Below are 16,389 nucleotides of genomic sequence, written 5' to 3'. Positions count from 1 at the left end.
TTAATTTTGTTAATCATTTAATAAACTAGAAGTTTCTTTGCGTGAAAGATATTTACTGCGTTTGGGAATAATTGTTTGTGGCATAAATCGCGCAAGCAGCACTAGGACACTTGCTGATAGCAGCCAGGATAATAAAAGACCTAGCCAATGGTTAAGATTATTGAACTCAAATAAGACTTCTTCACCCAAGGCAAATGGCACAATCAGTTGGCGAATAGCAATAAATAATATTAAAGCTAAAAGACTGCCAGTGAAGATATTCAAATAAGTAGAAGAGTAACGTTTATTGTTCAAGGTCTTTTGTGTATATTTCGCAAATAAACCGGTTACTCCTACTGCTAAGATGGGAGCAATCCATTGAACGATTAAGACTAACCCATCATCTAATCCCCCGTTAAGCACTCCTTGGATAATTCCTACCAAAAGTCCGCTAATAATAGCTGATGGGGCGCCATGGCGCAATGCCAACCACATTAAAGGAATTAAGGCAATAATTAGCTCAAGCCCAAAAAAATTAATGGCTACTTCATCAGACACAAAAAACAAGATTAGGGATAGGACAAGAGCAATCACCATGTCCCAAAACTGTCTAATACTGCGTTTATTCATAATTATTTATCACCTTTTTTTACTTGATAATTTGAAGCTTCCATAATAATCGGTAGGATAACCGGACGACGTTTAGTCTCCTTATATAGATACTTACCAATTTTTTCACGCAGATCGCCCTTAAGATTATTCCAATCAAAATCATCTGAAACAATGTGTTTTTCTAAAACATCTAGCGTAATATCTGAACAAGCTTCAATTAAATCAATGGAAGTTTTCATAAAGACGAAACCACGCGAGGTAATTTGTGGGCCAACTAGAATTTTCTTCAAACGACGTGAAATAGTCGCGACTACAACGAAAATTCCGTCTTCACTTAAAATACGACGGTCTCTTAAAACCACATTCCCAATATCGCCTACGCCACTTCCATCGACTAAGACATCCCCTGCTGTCACCTGACCTGCTTGGATAACTTTTCCGTTTTCAAAGCTTAATACATCTCCAATAGATGGGATAATAATTTGATCTTCAGACATTCCCACTTGCAAGGCTAGATCACCGTGGGCTCTTAACATACGGTATTCCCCACTGACTGGAAGTAAAAAGTCCGGTTGAATAAAGTTTAACATTAATTTTAAATCATTGGGTGTAGCATGACCCGATGTCTTAAAGTGGTCTGTCACACTCATAACCCGAGCACCGGCTCTATAAATCATATCTTTGGTACGAGTCACACTCTTTTCCATTGAAACAGATGGAGTGGTTGCAATATAAACCGTATCATCTTCCTTTATGGTGACTGTTTTATGCTTACCTTGAGCCATGGCTTGGATAGTTTGAATCGGTTCGCCCACATCGCCAGTAGCCAGAATAACAATTTGATCCTCTTGATATTTATCGATATTTTTAAAATTACCAAAGACATCACGACTTGGAATAGAAATTTTATCTAACTTTAAAGCGACATCGACAATTTCGTAAAGGTCTTTGGTTGGGAAGAAAATGGTTCGTCTTGAATGGTGAGCTGCTTCTAAGACTTGCTGAATACGCATAATGTTCGAGCCAATCGTCCCTACTATCACTCTTCCTCGCGCATTGCGGAAGACTTCTGTTATTTCTTCTGTAATAACACGATCATTCACATTTTCCACTGGTGATTCTGCCTCAGCAGAGTCACTCAATAAGGCAAGAACCTTTTTCTTACCTAAGTCTGTCAACCGACCAAAATCAGTGCGGTAAGCTTGAGAAGCTGAAGGGTCAAAGCGGAAATCGCCTGTGAAGACAATCGCCCCATCTTTAGTATCTATCACGATTCCGACTGAATCTGGAATGGTGTGAGTGGTAGGGAAGAAAGAAACATTGACATCACCAAATTCAATTTCAGTTTCTGAATCAATCACATGGAAATTTTCAAGGCGGTCATCGTGTCCTTGTCTACGAGCAGAAATAGAAGCCAATTCAATCGTTAACTGGGTTCCAAAAACCGGGGCATCAATCTTATCTAATAAATAAGGTAAAGCACCTACTGCATCGGCATGCCCATGTGACAAGAAAATCCCCACTACACGCTCAGCATTTTCTTCTAAATAGGTGAAGTCTGGAATCACCATATCAATTCCTAATAAATCATCTTGTGGATACAATAGCCCACAATCTAGCACAAATATGGCTTGATCGACTTCGACCAAATACATATTCTTGCCTTCTTCGCGAACACCACCTAAGGGAATAACTTTAATCTCACTCATAATACACCTCTATTATTATTTTTTCATATTTTATTAAACGCTTAGCAGCTTGATCTCCATTAAGGGGTCAAATTCTGGCTTATCTCAGTTATTATAACATAGACCACCTTAAATTAAAATTTGAGCCTCTTTCCACCTCAACGACTACTGATTAAAGACTAATGAATTAGAATAAGCCCCCTTCATTTATAGGAGGGGGCTAAGACTTATTAAATTTATCGTTAATAATTATTCTGGCTTTTGCATTAACACTTTACGTGATAAATCAATCCGACCTTTTTCATCGATACTGGTTACTTTGACTGTTACAGTATCCCCAATATCAAAGACATCTTCGACCTTTTCAATGCGACGATGATCAATTTGAGAGATGTGAAGCAAACCTGATTTACCAGGTAGGACTTCCACAAAGCAACCATACTTCTCAATTCTAATAACTTTACCTTCGTATATTTTATTGACTTCCACATCTTCAACTAAGCTAAGCACAATCTCTTTTGCCTTTTTAATCATAGCTAAATCTGAAGAAGCAATGCTAACTTGTCCTTCTTGAGAAATATCCATCTTAACGCCAGTTTGGTCAATAATGGAGTTAATGGTGTCACCACCCTTACCAATAACCACCTTAATTTTTTCAGGATCAATTTGAACCATTTCAATCTTCGGTGCATAAGGACTTAATTCTGGTCGTGGTTGAGCTAATTCACGAGTGATATTATCTAGGATTTCGAGACGGGCTTTTTTAGCTTGGGCTAAAGCTTCTTCTAAAATGGCCTTAGTAATTCCTTTTATCTTAATATCCATTTGTAAGGCCGTAATGCCTTCGGCAGTCCCCGCCACTTTAAAGTCCATATCGCCTAAGTGGTCTTCTAAGCCTTGGATATCGGTTAGGACAGTGTAGTTATCACCGTCCATCACTAAGCCCATAGCAATTCCTGCCACCGGTGCTTTAATCGGAACACCGGCATCCATTAATGCCAGCGTACCGGCACAAATGGATGCTTGTGAAGAAGAACCGTTGGATTCTAATACTTCAGCCACTAAACGAATAACGTATGGGAATTCTTCTTCTGAAGGAATCACTTGGGTTAAAGCTTTCTCACCTAGCGCACCGTGACCAATTTCACGACGACCTGGTGAACCCACTCGTCCGGTTTCTCCTACTGAGAAGTTAGGGAAGTTATAATGATGCATGAAGCGTTTGCCTTCTTCTAATCCAAGACCATCAATAATTTGATGTTCGGATAAAGGAGCCAAGGTAGCTACTGATAAAGCTTGCGTTTGTCCACGGGTGAAGAGTCCTGAACCATGGGTACGTGGTAAAATGCCAGCCAAAGATTCCAAAGGACGAATTTCATCTATTTGACGACCATCTGGACGAATACGGTCATGGGTAATCAACCGACGAACGACTTCTTTTTCTAAGTCCTGCATAGCCGAAGAAACATCTTTCAGTTTCTCTTCTAAATCTTCTGCTTCGGCATACTTTTCACTAAAGAAAACTTCAGCTTCTTCACTCAATTGATTAACCGCTTCATCGCGGGCTTGTTTTTCCTGTGTTTTGACAGCTGTAACCATTTTTTCATTGTATAAGCTCTTGACTTGCTCAGTGATTTCTTGATCGATTTGAACTAATTCAAATTCAAATTTTTCTTTTCCAACTGCTTGGACAATCTCTTTTTGAAAGGCCACTAATTCTTGAATATTAGCGTGTCCAAACAATAAGGCTTCCAGCATATCCTCTTCTGATGCTTCCTTAGCAGAAGATTCTACCATGTTGATCGCGGTCGCAGTCCCTGCTACGGTTAAATCAATCTCAGAAACTTCTTTTTGGTCGGGTGTAGGGTTGATAACAAATTCACCATCGACACGTCCCACATCCACTCCGGCAATCGGTCCATCAAATGGTATATCTGAAATAGCCAATGCTAGCGAAGAACCAAACATAGCTGCCATCTCTGGTGAGCAATCTTGTTGAACTGAAAGGACTGTATTAGTAATTTGAATTTCATTCCGCACGCCTTCAGGAAACATTGGGCGGATTGGACGGTCAATTAAGCGGGCAGTCAGGGTCGCGTTATCAGAAGGTCTACCCTCACGTTTTAAGAAACCACCTGGCACCTTACCAACCGCATACATTTTTTCAATGTAGTGAACCGTTAAGGGGAAGAAATTCATCGGTGAAGGGGATTTGGAAGCGACAGCAGCAGTCAAAACGACTGTATCGCCATAACGTACTAAAACTGCTCCATTGGCTTGTTTAGCCATTTGTCCTACTTCAACAATTAAGGGACGGCCTCCCCAATTTGTTTCAAATACTTGTTTAGTTGTCATAACATAACTCCTTTTAAATTTTTAATCATTCGGAGTAGCACTAAACAAAAATCAACCGTTTAAAGTTTAAACGACTCATTTTTGTATAGTGTGAAACTCCGAACAAATCTACTAGTAATATAACAAAAAGGATGGCTAATTGCCATCCTTTAGTCGCAGGATTAACGACGTAATCCTAATCTTTTAATTAAATCACGGTAACGAGTAACGTCCTTGTTACGTAGGTAAGCAAGAAGGTTACGACGGTGACCAATTTTCTTCATTAATCCACGATAAGAGTGAAAATCTTTCTTATGTGTTTTAATATGGTCGTTTAAATTGTTGATGTCTTCTGTTAAGACAGCAACTTGAACCTCAACAGAACCGGTATCACCTTCGTGACGTGCGTATTCTTTCATGATTTCAGTTTTACGTTCTTGTGTTAATGCCATATTATTCACCTCTTTCTATTTTATTTCCACTAGCTAAGTAAAGCGTTGGTGATGCGCTAAACCGAGCGAGGGCATTGTTCTGAATTTTCATACAGAACAATGATTAATTATAGTTTAAAGCAGTCTCATAATCAAGGGGTTTTCTTAATTAATTGGAAATAGGGCTGAAATTCGTCTGGAGCTTGATCTTCTGCTAATAAGTGAACAGCCAATTCTGATTGAGCGCTTTGTTTAGTGGTCCCTTGGAAGTAGTACCTAAAATCCAGATGATAATGAGCCCCTTCGCCTTTTTGTGGGTTAGCGGGGATGGCAAATAGATTAAGGTCTACTAATTCGGACTGAGTAAGGGAGGTGAATTTTAAACCCGTTTCTTCGTATAGCTCACGCAAGGCTGTTGTTTGAGGGGTCTCCCCTATTTCCACGTGTCCTGCAGGTAATAAAGTTTTATGTAAATAAGGATGATGAATAAAAACTAAAGACTGATCTTGAAAAACCAAGGCTGATGCTGATAAGTGCAATGGACTTTTGCGGTCCAAGAGATTGCTTGCAGGATATTGATCCATTATTTCTTGGAGCCTTAAAAACTTCTTCTGATTAAAGAAGGGTGAGACTTTAATCAATTCTTGCGCATTATTCAAAAGCTCTGCTGCATTAATTTGTTGCAAACAAATCCCTCACTTTTTTTATCAGATGGAAAGAGCCCACAACAATAATAGGATCGTCTTGGTCTTCCATCAGTTGTTTTAAGCCTGCACGACTATCCGGATAAGAAATCACTGAGCTTCCTTTTTGTTCAAAAAGTTTTGCTAGCTCTTTGGTATCCATCGCTCGATCTGGAAAATCGGGCTGGGTCACATAAAAATCAGCAGTTAATTTTAATAATTCATCTAGAATAGCCGGTACATCTTTGTCTTTGAGAAAACCACACAAAATGCTCAACTTTTGACCAGCATATAATGATTGGATGCTAGAGATTAATTCTTGAATGGCATCTAAATTATGAGCAGCATCTAGGATAATGTCGGGAGTGCTTTGCACTTTTTCAAAACGTCCTACCATTCTTAAGTCTTTAAAAGCTTTTGTCATGTCAGTCTCTATAGGAGAAGGTTGTTCACTTTCCAACCATACTTGATACCATTTAAAGACGGTCTTTAAATTTTCATTTTGGAAAGTCCCTAATAAGGGCAAGTAGAGTTCAAAACTTTTTTGATTTAGTTCCACTTGAAAATAATGTGGACGCTTGTAAACAATCTTTTGGTCAGAGCTGTCATGGAAAGAACTTTTTTGCTCCGAGCTTATTTGTTTAAGACGCTCAACCACTCCGTTCTTTTGGTTCGGCGCCACAATGACTTGTTGATTTGAACGGATAATACCAGCTTTAGTCTCTACGATAGCTTGCAAAGAATCCCCCAGTAAATTTAAATGATCCATACCAATTTTAGTAAAGATGGCATATTCAGAGTGGCTAATTGCATTGGTCGCATCAAGGCCCCCACCTACACCACATTCTAAAACTAGATAATCACAGGCTAAATGGGCATAATAAAGGATCCCAATCAAAAAGGTGGTCTCAAATTGTGACAAATCTTTTTGTGGGTCTAAGCCTAACACAATCGCCGCTCGGTGAACTTCCGCCATGATACAGCTAAAATCTGACTGACTAATCATTTGGTCATTGACTTTAATACTTTCACATTCTGAATATAAATGAGGACTGGTAAATAGTCCTGTGCGATATCCATGAGCAAGTAATAAATGAGAAATCATATTAGCAGTTGACCCCTTACCATTAGTTCCCGCAATATGGATGATTTTAACGGTTTGGTCCGGTTGGCCCAATTGTTTCAACATGGCTTTTAAAACACTTAGACGGTCTCCTTCACCATAAAGAATAGATGGTAAATCATCGGTCAAACTGTTAATCATAAGGCGTTCACCTTAGGTAAAGACTGCAGAAATTCATTCCGCAACTGAACATCTTCATTAAAGGCGCCTAAATAATAATTGGTACGGGTAATGGAGTTGACTTTTTGGACCCCGCGCATTTCCACACACATATGACGGGCATCAACCACCACAGCTACTCCCTTAGCATGGGTAATCTCCATCAAAACCTCAGCGACTTCACGCGTAATATTTTCTTGCACATTTAACTTTCTTGCAGCATAGTTTACCAATCTTGGTATTTTTGACAGGCCAATAATTTGTCCATCTTGTGGAAGATAGCCTACATGAACATTCCCAAAGAAGGGTAACATATGATGTTCACACATAGAATAAAAAGGGATATTATTAACTGCCACCATTTGTTGATTAGGACTGGCATCGGTTGGGAACATTTTTCCTTCCGTAAATTCTTCTAAGCGAGTAGAAGCTGTAATTTCCTTTAGCGACTTGGCAACACGTTTAGGTGTTTCAATGAGCCCCTCACGATCTGGGTCTTCTCCGATTTCGATTAAAAGCTCACGAACTAATTCTTCTATACGATTCAAATTAATTTCTTTCATTTTCTACCACTCTTTCTATTCTTTGGTCTTGTGTCTTTTCTAAATGTTCAATGGCTTGATTAATTTGACAATAAGCATAAAAATTGGTGTCAATAATTTCTTTTAAAGGAATTAACACAAACAAACGGTTCATTATTTCGGGATGCGGTAAAGTTAGCTGAGGGTCTTCACTTTCTAGATGGCCAAAATATAAGATATCCATATCTAAAGTTCTAGGTCCCCAAACGATCAATCGCTTTCTTAGTAACTTGGCTTCTATTTCATGAAGGTAGTCCAATAAGTCATAAGGATCTAAGTCTGTTTCAATGGCGAGAGCTTGATTAATGAAGTCATCTTGCACGACTCCTCCTACTGGAGAAGTCTGATAATAGGCCGAGGCTTTTAAGACTTCAATTTGTGGATGAGTCGCTAACAGCTCTTGCCCCTTTCGCAGATTAGCCATCCGATCTCCTAAGTTAGATCCGACACTCAGATAAACAGTTGCCATCCTCTATCCCTCCAATTCAATTTCGGCAGAATCTAAAATACCATCGATGGGTAATTGTAATTTGCGAACATTGACTTTGACCTGACTAATTAGTTGTGGATTGGATTGTTTTATTAAATCTAAAAGGTCAAAAGCAACTGTTTCAATTAAGTCGACCCGTGTTTTTTTTATATATTCAGCAACTAGATCATAAAAATGCGCATAAGAGACTGTTTCATTTAAATCATCTCGCGTGAGACTGGCCTTCATGGTCACCGTCAGATCAACAGCGATATTTTGACCTAATTTCTTCTCTTCAGGAAAATAGCCAATATGCGAATAAAAACGCATGTTATTTAATTTTATCTTAAACATAACTCCTCCTATTTAAGTGGATAAGCAGCAAAATTTGTATCCTCTAAGCCATCAGATAAGCGCAAGTGGTTACCAATTAACGAAGCAATCCGGTGAGAGCTTCCCACATGAACCCTAAGCATTTCGATACCCATAAAAGCAGCGATAGCGGATAAGGCAGCAGAGCCTTCGTCTCTTTGTTTGAATCCTTCTTCGGTTTCAACATCTACATTAAAGCCAGCTTCTTGCAGGGTGTTTTGAATAAAGCGTTTACGAGAAACCCCTAAGAAGCAGGTAAAGCCTTTTTGGTGAATCCGATTGGCTTGATGGATTAATTGGTAGTTCTCACGTTTAGTTAAACCAAAGCCGATACCTGGGTCAAGTGCGATGCGGTCTTTTTTGATACCCGCTTCAGCCGCATACTTTAAAGACTTATCAAAATACTTATCCATCAATTCAACAGCGTCCATTTTGGCAAAAGCGTCCAATTCTGCTTTGCTAAAGACGCCTTCTGCTCCAAACTGTGGAAAGACCTTGGCGGAAGGATGGTCTGGACGGACAATTACTGGATTAGCCATCACAATGACACCAGCTTGAGTTGGTGCAATCACTGAGGCCATGCGCGGGTCACCTAAAAGTCCAGTAATATCGTTGATAATATCGGCTCCGGCTGCAAGCGCTGCTTGAGCGACCTCAGCTTTCCAAGTATCAACTGAGATTATTACATCAGATTGCGCTCTTAGGGCCTTGATAACTGGGACGACACGTTGGATTTCTTCTTCTACGGCCACATAAGTCGACCCCGGACGGGTAGATTCTCCTCCGATATCAATCATTTGACAACCTTGCTTAATCAATTCCATCGCTCGCTTACAGGCCACTTCTAGACCAAACCATTTTCCTCCATCTGAAAAAGAATCTGGGGTCACATTGACGATTCCACAGAGAATGGTCGGGTCGCCATGCTTAATCTCACGATGGTTAAAGCGAAAGACTGGCTGTTTTTTTGGATTTGCTTGCATGTTTTACTCTCCCCACTTAGATAGTTTGACTCAAAAAAGAGCACTCTTCAAAAGAGTGCCCTCCACAAGATGAAAACAGCGGAGGCGATTATCTATCGCGTGAGAATCACTTCGTCTTCTAGCGACATCCCATCTAGAAGCACTTTACGTAAATAACCTACTCTGTTTTTGAATTCCCTTATATTGTAAGGGAATACATTAAAAATTACAATGTTAGATTTTTATTACTTATTTTATCTTGAAATGCGCTTTCAACTCCATCATTAAATCACGCGTCTCGGCTGCTTTTTCAAAATTCATTTCTTTAGCATAAGCTTTCATCAACATGGTTAAACGCTCCAGCTCTTCCTCTCTTTGCATCCGAGATAGTTGTTTGAAATCTAGTAAGACATTTTCTTGACGATCTTCTGCTTCCACATCGTGAGTGATACGAATTAAGTCGCGAATATCTTTTTTGATAGTCGTCGGTGTGATGCCATGCTCTTTATTATAAGCTGTTTGAATTTGGCGTCGTCTTTCTGTCTCATCAATCGCTTTTTGCATAGAATTAGTGATGCGGTCTGCATACATAATTACGCGACCGTTTTGGTTTCGAGCGGCTCGACCAATTGTTTGTACCAAGGCACGTTCTGACCTTAAAAAGCCTTCCTTGTCCGCATCTAAAATCGTCACCAGTGATACCTCAGGGACATCTAGTCCCTCTCTTAATAAGTTAATCCCGATTAAGACATCAAAAACACCTAATCTGAGATCACGGATGATTTCCGTTCGCTCCAAAGTCACAATATCTGAATGCAGATATTTGACCTTAATATCCAATTCCCTTAGATAATCGGTTAAGTCTTCAGACATTTTTTTGGTTAAAGTCGTTACAAAGACACGTTCATTTCTTTCCACTCTTAAACTAATTTCGGAAACTAAATCATCAATTTGTCCCTTAATCGGTCGAACCTCTATAACAGGATCCAAAAGACCTGTTGGACGAATAATTTGTTCGACATATTCATGGTTGGTATGTTCTAATTCATAAGGGCCTGGTGTGGCTGAGATATAAATAATCTGATTAATATGGTCTTCAAACTCATTGAGTTTAAGTGGACGATTATCCACAGCTGAAGGTAGACGAAAGCCGTATTCAACCAACTGCTCCTTACGCGCCCGGTCACCATTATACATCCCACGAATCTGCGGCATGGTAATGTGGGATTCGTCAGCAACGATTAGAAAATCATCAGGAAAGAAATCTAATAGCGTATAAGGTGGCTCTCCTGGTGCACGCCCATCCAGATGGCGCGAATAGTTTTCAATGCCTGAACAATAGCCCATTTCCAATAACATTTCAATATCATAGTTAGTTCTTTGCTCTAGTCGCTGAGCTTCTAATAGTTTATTCTCAGAGCGTAAGACTTCTAATCTTTCCTCTAATTCTTGACGAATACTTTCAACTGCTCTTTGCGTTTGTTTTTGATTAGCTACGAAGTGGGTAGCCGGATAAATGGGATAGTGTTCGACATCCTTTTTGATTTCACCTGTTAAAACATCTACTTCACGGATACGGTCGATTTCATCACCGAAAAACTCAATCCGAATGACTTCTTTATCTCTTGAAGCTAAAAAGATTTCTAGGACATCGCCACGGGCTCTAAAGGTTCCACGTTGAAAATCAATATCATTGCGAACAAATTGCATGTCGACTAAACGAGCCATCACTTGGTCACGGGCAATTTCTTGACCTTGACGTAAAGAAAGTACATGCTCACGATACATGTCCGGATCAACTAAACCATAAATACACGACACTGAGGCGACTACTATCACATCGTCTCTTTCTAATAAAGAAGAAGAAGCCGAATGACGCAACTTATCAATTTCGTCATTGACACTGGATTCCTTTTCGATATAGGTATCAGAAGATGGCACATAGGCTTCTGGCTGATAATAATCATAGTAGGAGACAAAATATTCGACCGCATTATCAGGGAAAAATTCTAATAATTCGGAATATAATTGACCGGCTAGTGTTTTATTATGAGCTAGGACCAATGTTGGTTTATTGACTTCTTCGATTACCTTAGCCACCGTATATGTTTTACCCGTACCAGTAGCCCCAAGTAAAATCTGCTCTTTTTTTCCTGCTCTTAAACCAGCCGCTAACTCTTTAATTGCCTGGGGTTGGTCACCAGCTGGTTCATAAGGTGATACCACCCTAAATTTATTACTCTTCAAAAACTCGCCTCCATTTATGCTTTTGCTCTTAATAAATTACACAACTTTTGCTTGTCTCACAAGTTCAATGCTTATTAAATAATCTGACTTATTTTTATTGCAAGTTGACATTGTCTTCTGTATAATATTTCTTGTTGACTAAGTTTTCAGACTTAGACTAGATTTATTGAAAAGAGGTGACCATTCATGGCCAATACAGCATCAGCAAAAAAACGTACACGTCAAACTGAAAAAGTTTCTAGCCGTAAACGCACTCAAGTTTCTGCTTTAAGAACTGCAATGAAAAAAGTTCGCGTAGCAGTTGAAACGGGCGAAGGTGATGTTCAAGCATTATACCAAGCCGCAGTTAAAGCTATTGACTCTGCCGCAACTAAAGGCTTAATTCATCACAACAAAGCAGCACGTGATAAATCTCGTTTAGCTAAATTAATTGCATCTGCTAAATAATAATTGAGCTTCCATTGGGAGCTTTTTTGTTTTACTGATTAATCAGACCAAGCATCCTCGTTAATCCTTGTTTGATTAGGGGCCTAACAACAAGCCGATAAATCTTGTTACAGACCCTAATCGAAAGGTTTTAAGAAGGATGCTTTTTATGTTGAACTTCATTTTATAGATACTGATTAAGTAGTTCTTGTCGACTGTGCTTGCTTAAATAAGACACTGGAACATCTAATTGTGTTAAGGCTCCTGATTTTCCTTCACTAGCTAAACGGTAAACCGCTCTGGCATAGGCCAGCAGTAAATGGGCTTGATTAAATCGAGGGTGATTAAAACTTAAGCTCAAATCATAAGTAGTAAGCTCTTGATTGTCTGAAAGGGTCCGAATCAGCCGACCCGCTTTGGCTTCCTTTGAAAGCTTGGTCATCTGATCACTTGAAACAAAATTTATATTCCTTTCAACTTGAGAAAGATAATTAGGTAAGGCCTGTACTTGATCATGAATCCTGTCAGGATTCACTCCCTCTTCCAAAACTAGGTAAGCCACTCTTTCTTGATAGTCAGAAAAACGCAAATCAGCACCTTCCCCTTTTAAAATGGCTTGTATACTTTGAGGAGAGGCTTTGATATATACACTTGCTTGGGCTACTCCTTCTATGCCAGCAAGTGTTTCACTCATTTTTTGACTCCATTCATTTTCGATAAAACGATAATTAGTTGCTTGAGGCATCACAGCTTCTGCCAATAATTGATTGATTGTATAAATACCAGGATTCCACCCTACACCTATCACGGCTAATTTATGGTGAACCTGACTGATAGAATCGATCGATTTTAATAAAAGAGCTGGCTTAGCATAAAAATTATATGTATCCACTAAATTAAAATGAGCCGCATATTCCGTTAGATTATCAGGATTATCCTCAGTAGTACCCCTACAGACTAGCAAGACATCAATAGACTCTTTAAAGTTAAGTGCTTGTTCCATGGGATGAATAGGCAAAGACTGCAAGGCTTGTGGGAAGTCCTGCTTACTTTGCCGGCTAAAGATATGTTGGATAATTAAGTCTTGGTGTTGATCCATAACTTCCATAATAGCTTGACCCACTTGATCGAAACCTGCGATGGCTAAGCGAATTTTTTGCATAGGAACCTCCTTTAATTAAAGTTGCATGATTTTGGTCAGGATCAGATAGAAAGACGTATCCTTATTGCCCAAACCGGTTTTCATTTGGTAATCGGCTTGAATGAGTTGTAAATAAAGTTGACTAAGTTCTCCTATTTGCATGGGTCGACTGGCTTGAAGGGCTAATTTCACTCGATAAGGATGGACAGAGAGTGTTTGAGCTATTTCATCTTGCTTTATTCCTTGCATTTGTAAGAGTTTAACTTGTAAAAATAAGCGAAACTGCGAAACGATTAAGGCATGTAGTTGAATGGGATCGTGCTTCATTAATATTAAGTCTTGATAAATTTGAATCGAGCGATCAAGCTTGCGGGCTAGTATAGCATTGGTCAATTCAAAGACATCTGAAGCTAGGCTGCGTGTGACTAAAGAATTTACCACTTCCAGGGTAACCTTTTGACCACTTTGAGCAAATTGTTTCAACTTCTCCAATTCGGCCACTGCTTGACTCAATTGATAATCTACACGTTGTAACAAAGCCTTTTGAGCTTCTGTAGTCATCTCAAAATCAGCACTTTGAATATAACTTTGAATAAAGGACTGAACAGCCGCTTCTCCTAGAGGAGAAATATTAATATAAGTCGTCTCTTTCAGGAATGCCTTAGTTAATTTTCGCCTTTTATCCACTTGATCATGAGGGACGATAAAAAGAATACAAGTAGCGGGATTAGGATCCTTCAAATAATCCAACAAGCGCTTTGTTTGACCATCAGTCATTTTTTGTTGAGCTTGGCTGATTAGAAAATCTACTTGGTCCACTATAATGAGGCGTTGGTCGACAAAAAACGAATAACTTTCTGCTTCATCTAAAACAGTGTCAATGGATACTTCATTAGCATCAAAGCTAGAAAGGTCTAGTTCGCCAGCCAAATTTTCAATTTTTTGAGCCAGAGCTTGTCGAAAATTCTGTTGAAGATAGACTTCACTGCCTTGAAGACAGTAAACATTTTCAATCTTACCCTGAACTAAAGCCTGTTTTGCCTTTTGAAAGTCCATAATGCCCCTCCTCATCCTCTCTCATTAGTGTACCAAATATTTTATGCTTTGTATGCTATAAAGCCTTTTAACTTGCAGGCACTTTCTTGTATAATAGGAATATCATTATAGTCGCAGAAAGGAATTTATTATGCAACCAATCATCGCAATTACTGGTAGTATTACACCCATTCAAAACGACCCTCGATATGCAGCCTTCGATGCTACTTACACCCCTCACTTTTTTGTAGAAGCTATCATTGAAGCGGGAGGGATTCCACTCGTTCTACCCATCAATAACCAATATCCAATTGAAGCCATTATTGACCGTATAGACGGTCTGATCCTAACTGGTGGACAAGATGTGGATCCACGTTTTTATCAAGAAGAACCTCATTTAAAATTAGGATCTTTAAATATCGACCGTGACCACCATGAATTAAAATTAATTAAACATTTTATGCAAGCTGGCAAGCCAATCCTTGGTATCTGTCGTGGTATGCAATTAATTAATGTTCTTCAAGGTGGGAACCTCTATCAAGACCTCAGCTTGTATCCAGAATGGGCTATTCAACACGTGCAAAAATCAGAATTAAACCGTATGACCCACCGGGTTAAAATTGATCCCAATTCCCGTTTAAGTAATTGGATGGGAACTGGTGATTACGTCAACAGTCTTCACCATCAAGCCATTAAAGAGCTGGGTAAAGACTTAAAAGCCATTGCCTGGTCAGGTGACCATCTGGTTGAAGCCATTGAATCCACTGATCCAAATGTGGATATTTTAGCTGTCCAATGGCACCCTGAACTCACTTACAAACATCAAGAAAGCAGTCGAGCTATCTTTAAAGATTTGGTAGAACGGGCTAAAAATAAGCAGTAATTTTTAATTAATCAAACAAAAACGAATCCTGCATAGGATTCGTTTTTGTTTTAGTATTGCTTACGATCACCGTACATATAAGGGTCAGCTTCTGAGAACATATAGGATCGGTGATGGTAACGCATAGAGAGTATCAGACCCACTCCGACCATATTGGACAGTATGGCCGATCCCCCTTGAGAGATAAAGGGTAATGGTACTCCCGTAATTGGCAGTAAACCGATAGTCATGCCCACATTCTCTAGAACGTGGAAAAGAATCATGGTAATAACTCCTGCAGAAATATAAGTATAATACTCATTTTGAGTCTCAAAACAAGTTTGAACCATTTGATAAATCAAAACAAAATAAATCACCAGAATAATCGCCGCACCAAAAAAACCAAAATTTTCACCAATAGTCGTAAAAATAAAGTCTGATTCACGAACCGGAACTGGCACTTCGGAAATGCCAAAGCCCTTACCATAGAGTTGACCAGATCCAATCGCTAAGATCGATTGAACCAGTTGGTAAGATTCACCTCTGGTGTCTGAGAAGGGTTCTAACCAAGTAGTGATCCGGCCTAACTGATAAGGTTGGAAGCCGATTTTCAGTAAGGCATCTGGGAATAAGACGGCCAGTAAGATTAATCCCCCACCAACAATGAAAACAACTGAAAAAGCTGGAAATAAAATTTTCCATGAAACACCGGATAAAAGAATCAATCCAGCGATAATAGACAGCATGACCAAGTTAGTTCCCAAGTCATTTTGCATTTGCACTAATATTAATACAGGTGCGGAAGCCAATAAGAGTTTACCAATCAAGATAAAGTCGCTTTGAATCGTTCGATTAGTATTTTGATTATTGTGTTCGGTTACCAATCGTGACAGATAAACTATCAAGGCTGGTTTCATCAACTCTGAAGGTTGAAAAGATAAAGAACCTAATTTGAACCAGGATTTAGCTCCCGTCATGATTGCTGTTTGGCGATCATGGAAAAAAAGGACGAGCACCAGTAAAAACAGACCAATACCGTAAAAGTAAATGGATAATTTCCAATACTGTTCACTATCAAACTGCATAACGATAATAACGACCAGAGAACCTAAGGCGTACCACAAGGCTTGTTGTAAGGTCGGCCCGATTCCTTGGTTGGAAATCATTGCGGTAGTTGCATATACAACGGCTAAGCCCACTAAACATAACAACAAAACAGTTAAAACAATGCCATAATCAATTCGATTTTCTTGATAACTAGCAATTCTTCTATTTATTTGCATTA

At 39.2% G+C, this 16,389-nt stretch carries 14 protein-coding genes, 1 pseudogene and 1 riboswitch; of the genes and pseudogenes, 2 read left to right on the top strand and 13 right to left on the bottom strand.

The features are described from left to right. Positions 1-9 precede the first annotated feature (9 nt). The 10 genes and pseudogenes from ACQV2P_RS01925 to uvrB all read right to left on the bottom strand — a co-directional run bounded on the left by ACQV2P_RS01925 (position 10) and on the right by uvrB (position 11,640). A complete protein-coding gene (locus ACQV2P_RS01925) occupies positions 10-609 on the bottom strand; it encodes an energy-coupled thiamine transporter ThiT (RefSeq protein ID WP_428874825.1) in 600 nt (199 codons plus the stop codon). A 2-nt stretch (positions 610-611) separates the two neighbouring features. Continuing rightward, positions 612-2,300, bottom strand: a complete 1,689-nt coding sequence (locus ACQV2P_RS01920; RefSeq protein WP_428873766.1) for a ribonuclease J — start codon at positions 2,298-2,300, stop codon at positions 612-614. A gap of 228 nt (positions 2,301-2,528) precedes the next feature. After that, complete coding sequence (pnp, locus tag ACQV2P_RS01915) at positions 2,529-4,634, bottom strand: polyribonucleotide nucleotidyltransferase (protein WP_428874121.1); 2,106 nt, start codon at positions 4,632-4,634, stop codon at positions 2,529-2,531. 161 nt (positions 4,635-4,795) lie between these two features. Beyond that, positions 4,796-5,065, bottom strand: a complete 270-nt coding sequence (gene rpsO / locus ACQV2P_RS01910; RefSeq protein WP_428874122.1) for a 30S ribosomal protein S15 — start codon at positions 5,063-5,065, stop codon at positions 4,796-4,798. Between the two features lie 131 nt (positions 5,066-5,196). Beyond that, positions 5,197-5,730 carry an NUDIX hydrolase gene (locus ACQV2P_RS01905; RefSeq protein WP_428874123.1) on the bottom strand — a complete coding sequence of 178 codons (534 nt, stop codon included), beginning with the start codon at positions 5,728-5,730 and terminating at the stop codon, positions 5,197-5,199. Beyond that, positions 5,717-6,991, bottom strand: a complete 1,275-nt coding sequence (locus tag ACQV2P_RS01900) for a bifunctional folylpolyglutamate synthase/dihydrofolate synthase (protein ID WP_428894556.1) — start codon at positions 6,989-6,991, stop codon at positions 5,717-5,719. The genes ACQV2P_RS01905 and ACQV2P_RS01900 overlap by 14 nt, the downstream gene beginning before the upstream one ends. Continuing rightward, a pseudogene (gene folE, locus ACQV2P_RS01895) lies at positions 6,988-8,059 on the bottom strand (GTP cyclohydrolase I FolE). Before folE ends, ACQV2P_RS01900 begins: the two are co-directional and overlap by 4 nt. 3 nt (positions 8,060-8,062) lie before the next feature. Then, entirely contained in the window at positions 8,063-8,413 is a 351-nt protein-coding gene (gene folB / locus ACQV2P_RS01890) for a dihydroneopterin aldolase (RefSeq protein ID WP_428874125.1), read from the bottom strand. Between the two features lie 8 nt (positions 8,414-8,421). Beyond that, positions 8,422-9,414 (bottom strand): dihydropteroate synthase, encoded by a 993-nt coding sequence (folP, locus tag ACQV2P_RS01885; protein WP_428874126.1) that lies wholly within the window; start codon positions 9,412-9,414, stop codon positions 8,422-8,424. A gap of 74 nt (positions 9,415-9,488) precedes the next feature. Beyond that, positions 9,489-9,581, bottom strand: a riboswitch (THF riboswitch). 61 nt (positions 9,582-9,642) lie between these two features. Further along, on the bottom strand, positions 9,643-11,640 hold the full coding sequence (uvrB, locus tag ACQV2P_RS01880) for an excinuclease ABC subunit UvrB (protein ID WP_428874127.1): 1,998 nt from the start codon (positions 11,638-11,640) through the stop codon (positions 9,643-9,645). A 186-nt stretch (positions 11,641-11,826) separates the two neighbouring features. Here uvrB and rpsT point away from each other — a divergent pair, with 186 nt between their 5' ends. Beyond that, positions 11,827-12,087: a 30S ribosomal protein S20 gene (gene rpsT / locus ACQV2P_RS01875; protein ID WP_428874128.1), complete on the top strand. Its 261-nt coding sequence runs from the start codon at positions 11,827-11,829 to the stop codon at positions 12,085-12,087. Positions 12,088-12,250: 163 nt separating this feature from the next. Here the strand turns inward: rpsT and ACQV2P_RS01870 are convergent, their stop codons facing one another. Both ACQV2P_RS01870 and holA read right to left on the bottom strand, forming a co-directional pair. Next, the gene (locus ACQV2P_RS01870; protein ID WP_428874129.1) at positions 12,251-13,228 is read right to left on the bottom strand and encodes a diaminopimelate dehydrogenase; all 978 of its coding nucleotides are present in this window, start codon (positions 13,226-13,228) and stop codon (positions 12,251-12,253) included. Positions 13,229-13,243: 15 nt separating this feature from the next. After that, on the bottom strand, positions 13,244-14,263 hold the full coding sequence (holA, locus tag ACQV2P_RS01865) for a DNA polymerase III subunit delta (protein ID WP_428894555.1): 1,020 nt from the start codon (positions 14,261-14,263) through the stop codon (positions 13,244-13,246). A gap of 130 nt (positions 14,264-14,393) precedes the next feature. On the opposite strand from holA, the gene ACQV2P_RS01860 reads away from it, so the two are divergent. Beyond that, complete coding sequence (locus ACQV2P_RS01860) at positions 14,394-15,125, top strand: gamma-glutamyl-gamma-aminobutyrate hydrolase family protein (RefSeq protein ID WP_428874132.1); 732 nt, start codon at positions 14,394-14,396, stop codon at positions 15,123-15,125. Positions 15,126-15,175: 50 nt separating this feature from the next. Here ACQV2P_RS01860 and ACQV2P_RS01855 read toward each other — a convergent pair whose 3' ends face one another. Then, the gene (locus tag ACQV2P_RS01855; protein ID WP_428874133.1) at positions 15,176-16,387 is read right to left on the bottom strand and encodes an FtsW/RodA/SpoVE family cell cycle protein; all 1,212 of its coding nucleotides are present in this window, start codon (positions 16,385-16,387) and stop codon (positions 15,176-15,178) included. Between the last annotated feature and the right edge of the window lie 2 nt (positions 16,388-16,389).

The organism is Facklamia sp. P12932 (genome assembly GCF_050409545.1).
In the GTDB taxonomy this organism is placed as follows: Bacteria; Bacillota; Bacilli; order Lactobacillales; family Aerococcaceae; genus Facklamia.
This window is presented reverse-complemented; position numbering and strand designations above follow the sequence as displayed.

Coding starts and splice junctions, on each gene's coding strand:
- ACQV2P_RS01855 (WP_428874133.1), bottom strand. CDS start 16,387: ATGCAAATAAATAGAAGAATTGCTAGTTATCAAGAAAATCGAATTGAT.
- holA (WP_428894555.1), bottom strand. CDS start 14,263: ATGGACTTTCAAAAGGCAAAACAGGCTTTAGTTCAGGGTAAGATTGAA.
- ACQV2P_RS01920 (WP_428873766.1), bottom strand. CDS start 2,300: ATGAGTGAGATTAAAGTTATTCCCTTAGGTGGTGTTCGCGAAGAAGGC.
- ACQV2P_RS01900 (WP_428894556.1), bottom strand. CDS start 6,991: ATGATTAACAGTTTGACCGATGATTTACCATCTATTCTTTATGGTGAA.
- ACQV2P_RS01860 (WP_428874132.1), top strand. CDS start 14,394: ATGCAACCAATCATCGCAATTACTGGTAGTATTACACCCATTCAAAAC.
- ACQV2P_RS01925 (WP_428874825.1), bottom strand. CDS start 609: ATGAATAAACGCAGTATTAGACAGTTTTGGGACATGGTGATTGCTCTT.
- rpsO (WP_428874122.1), bottom strand. CDS start 5,065: ATGGCATTAACACAAGAACGTAAAACTGAAATCATGAAAGAATACGCA.
- rpsT (WP_428874128.1), top strand. CDS start 11,827: ATGGCCAATACAGCATCAGCAAAAAAACGTACACGTCAAACTGAAAAA.
- ACQV2P_RS01870 (WP_428874129.1), bottom strand. CDS start 13,228: ATGCAAAAAATTCGCTTAGCCATCGCAGGTTTCGATCAAGTGGGTCAA.
- pnp (WP_428874121.1), bottom strand. CDS start 4,634: ATGACAACTAAACAAGTATTTGAAACAAATTGGGGAGGCCGTCCCTTA.
- folP (WP_428874126.1), bottom strand. CDS start 9,414: ATGCAAGCAAATCCAAAAAAACAGCCAGTCTTTCGCTTTAACCATCGT.
- folB (WP_428874125.1), bottom strand. CDS start 8,413: ATGTTTAAGATAAAATTAAATAACATGCGTTTTTATTCGCATATTGGC.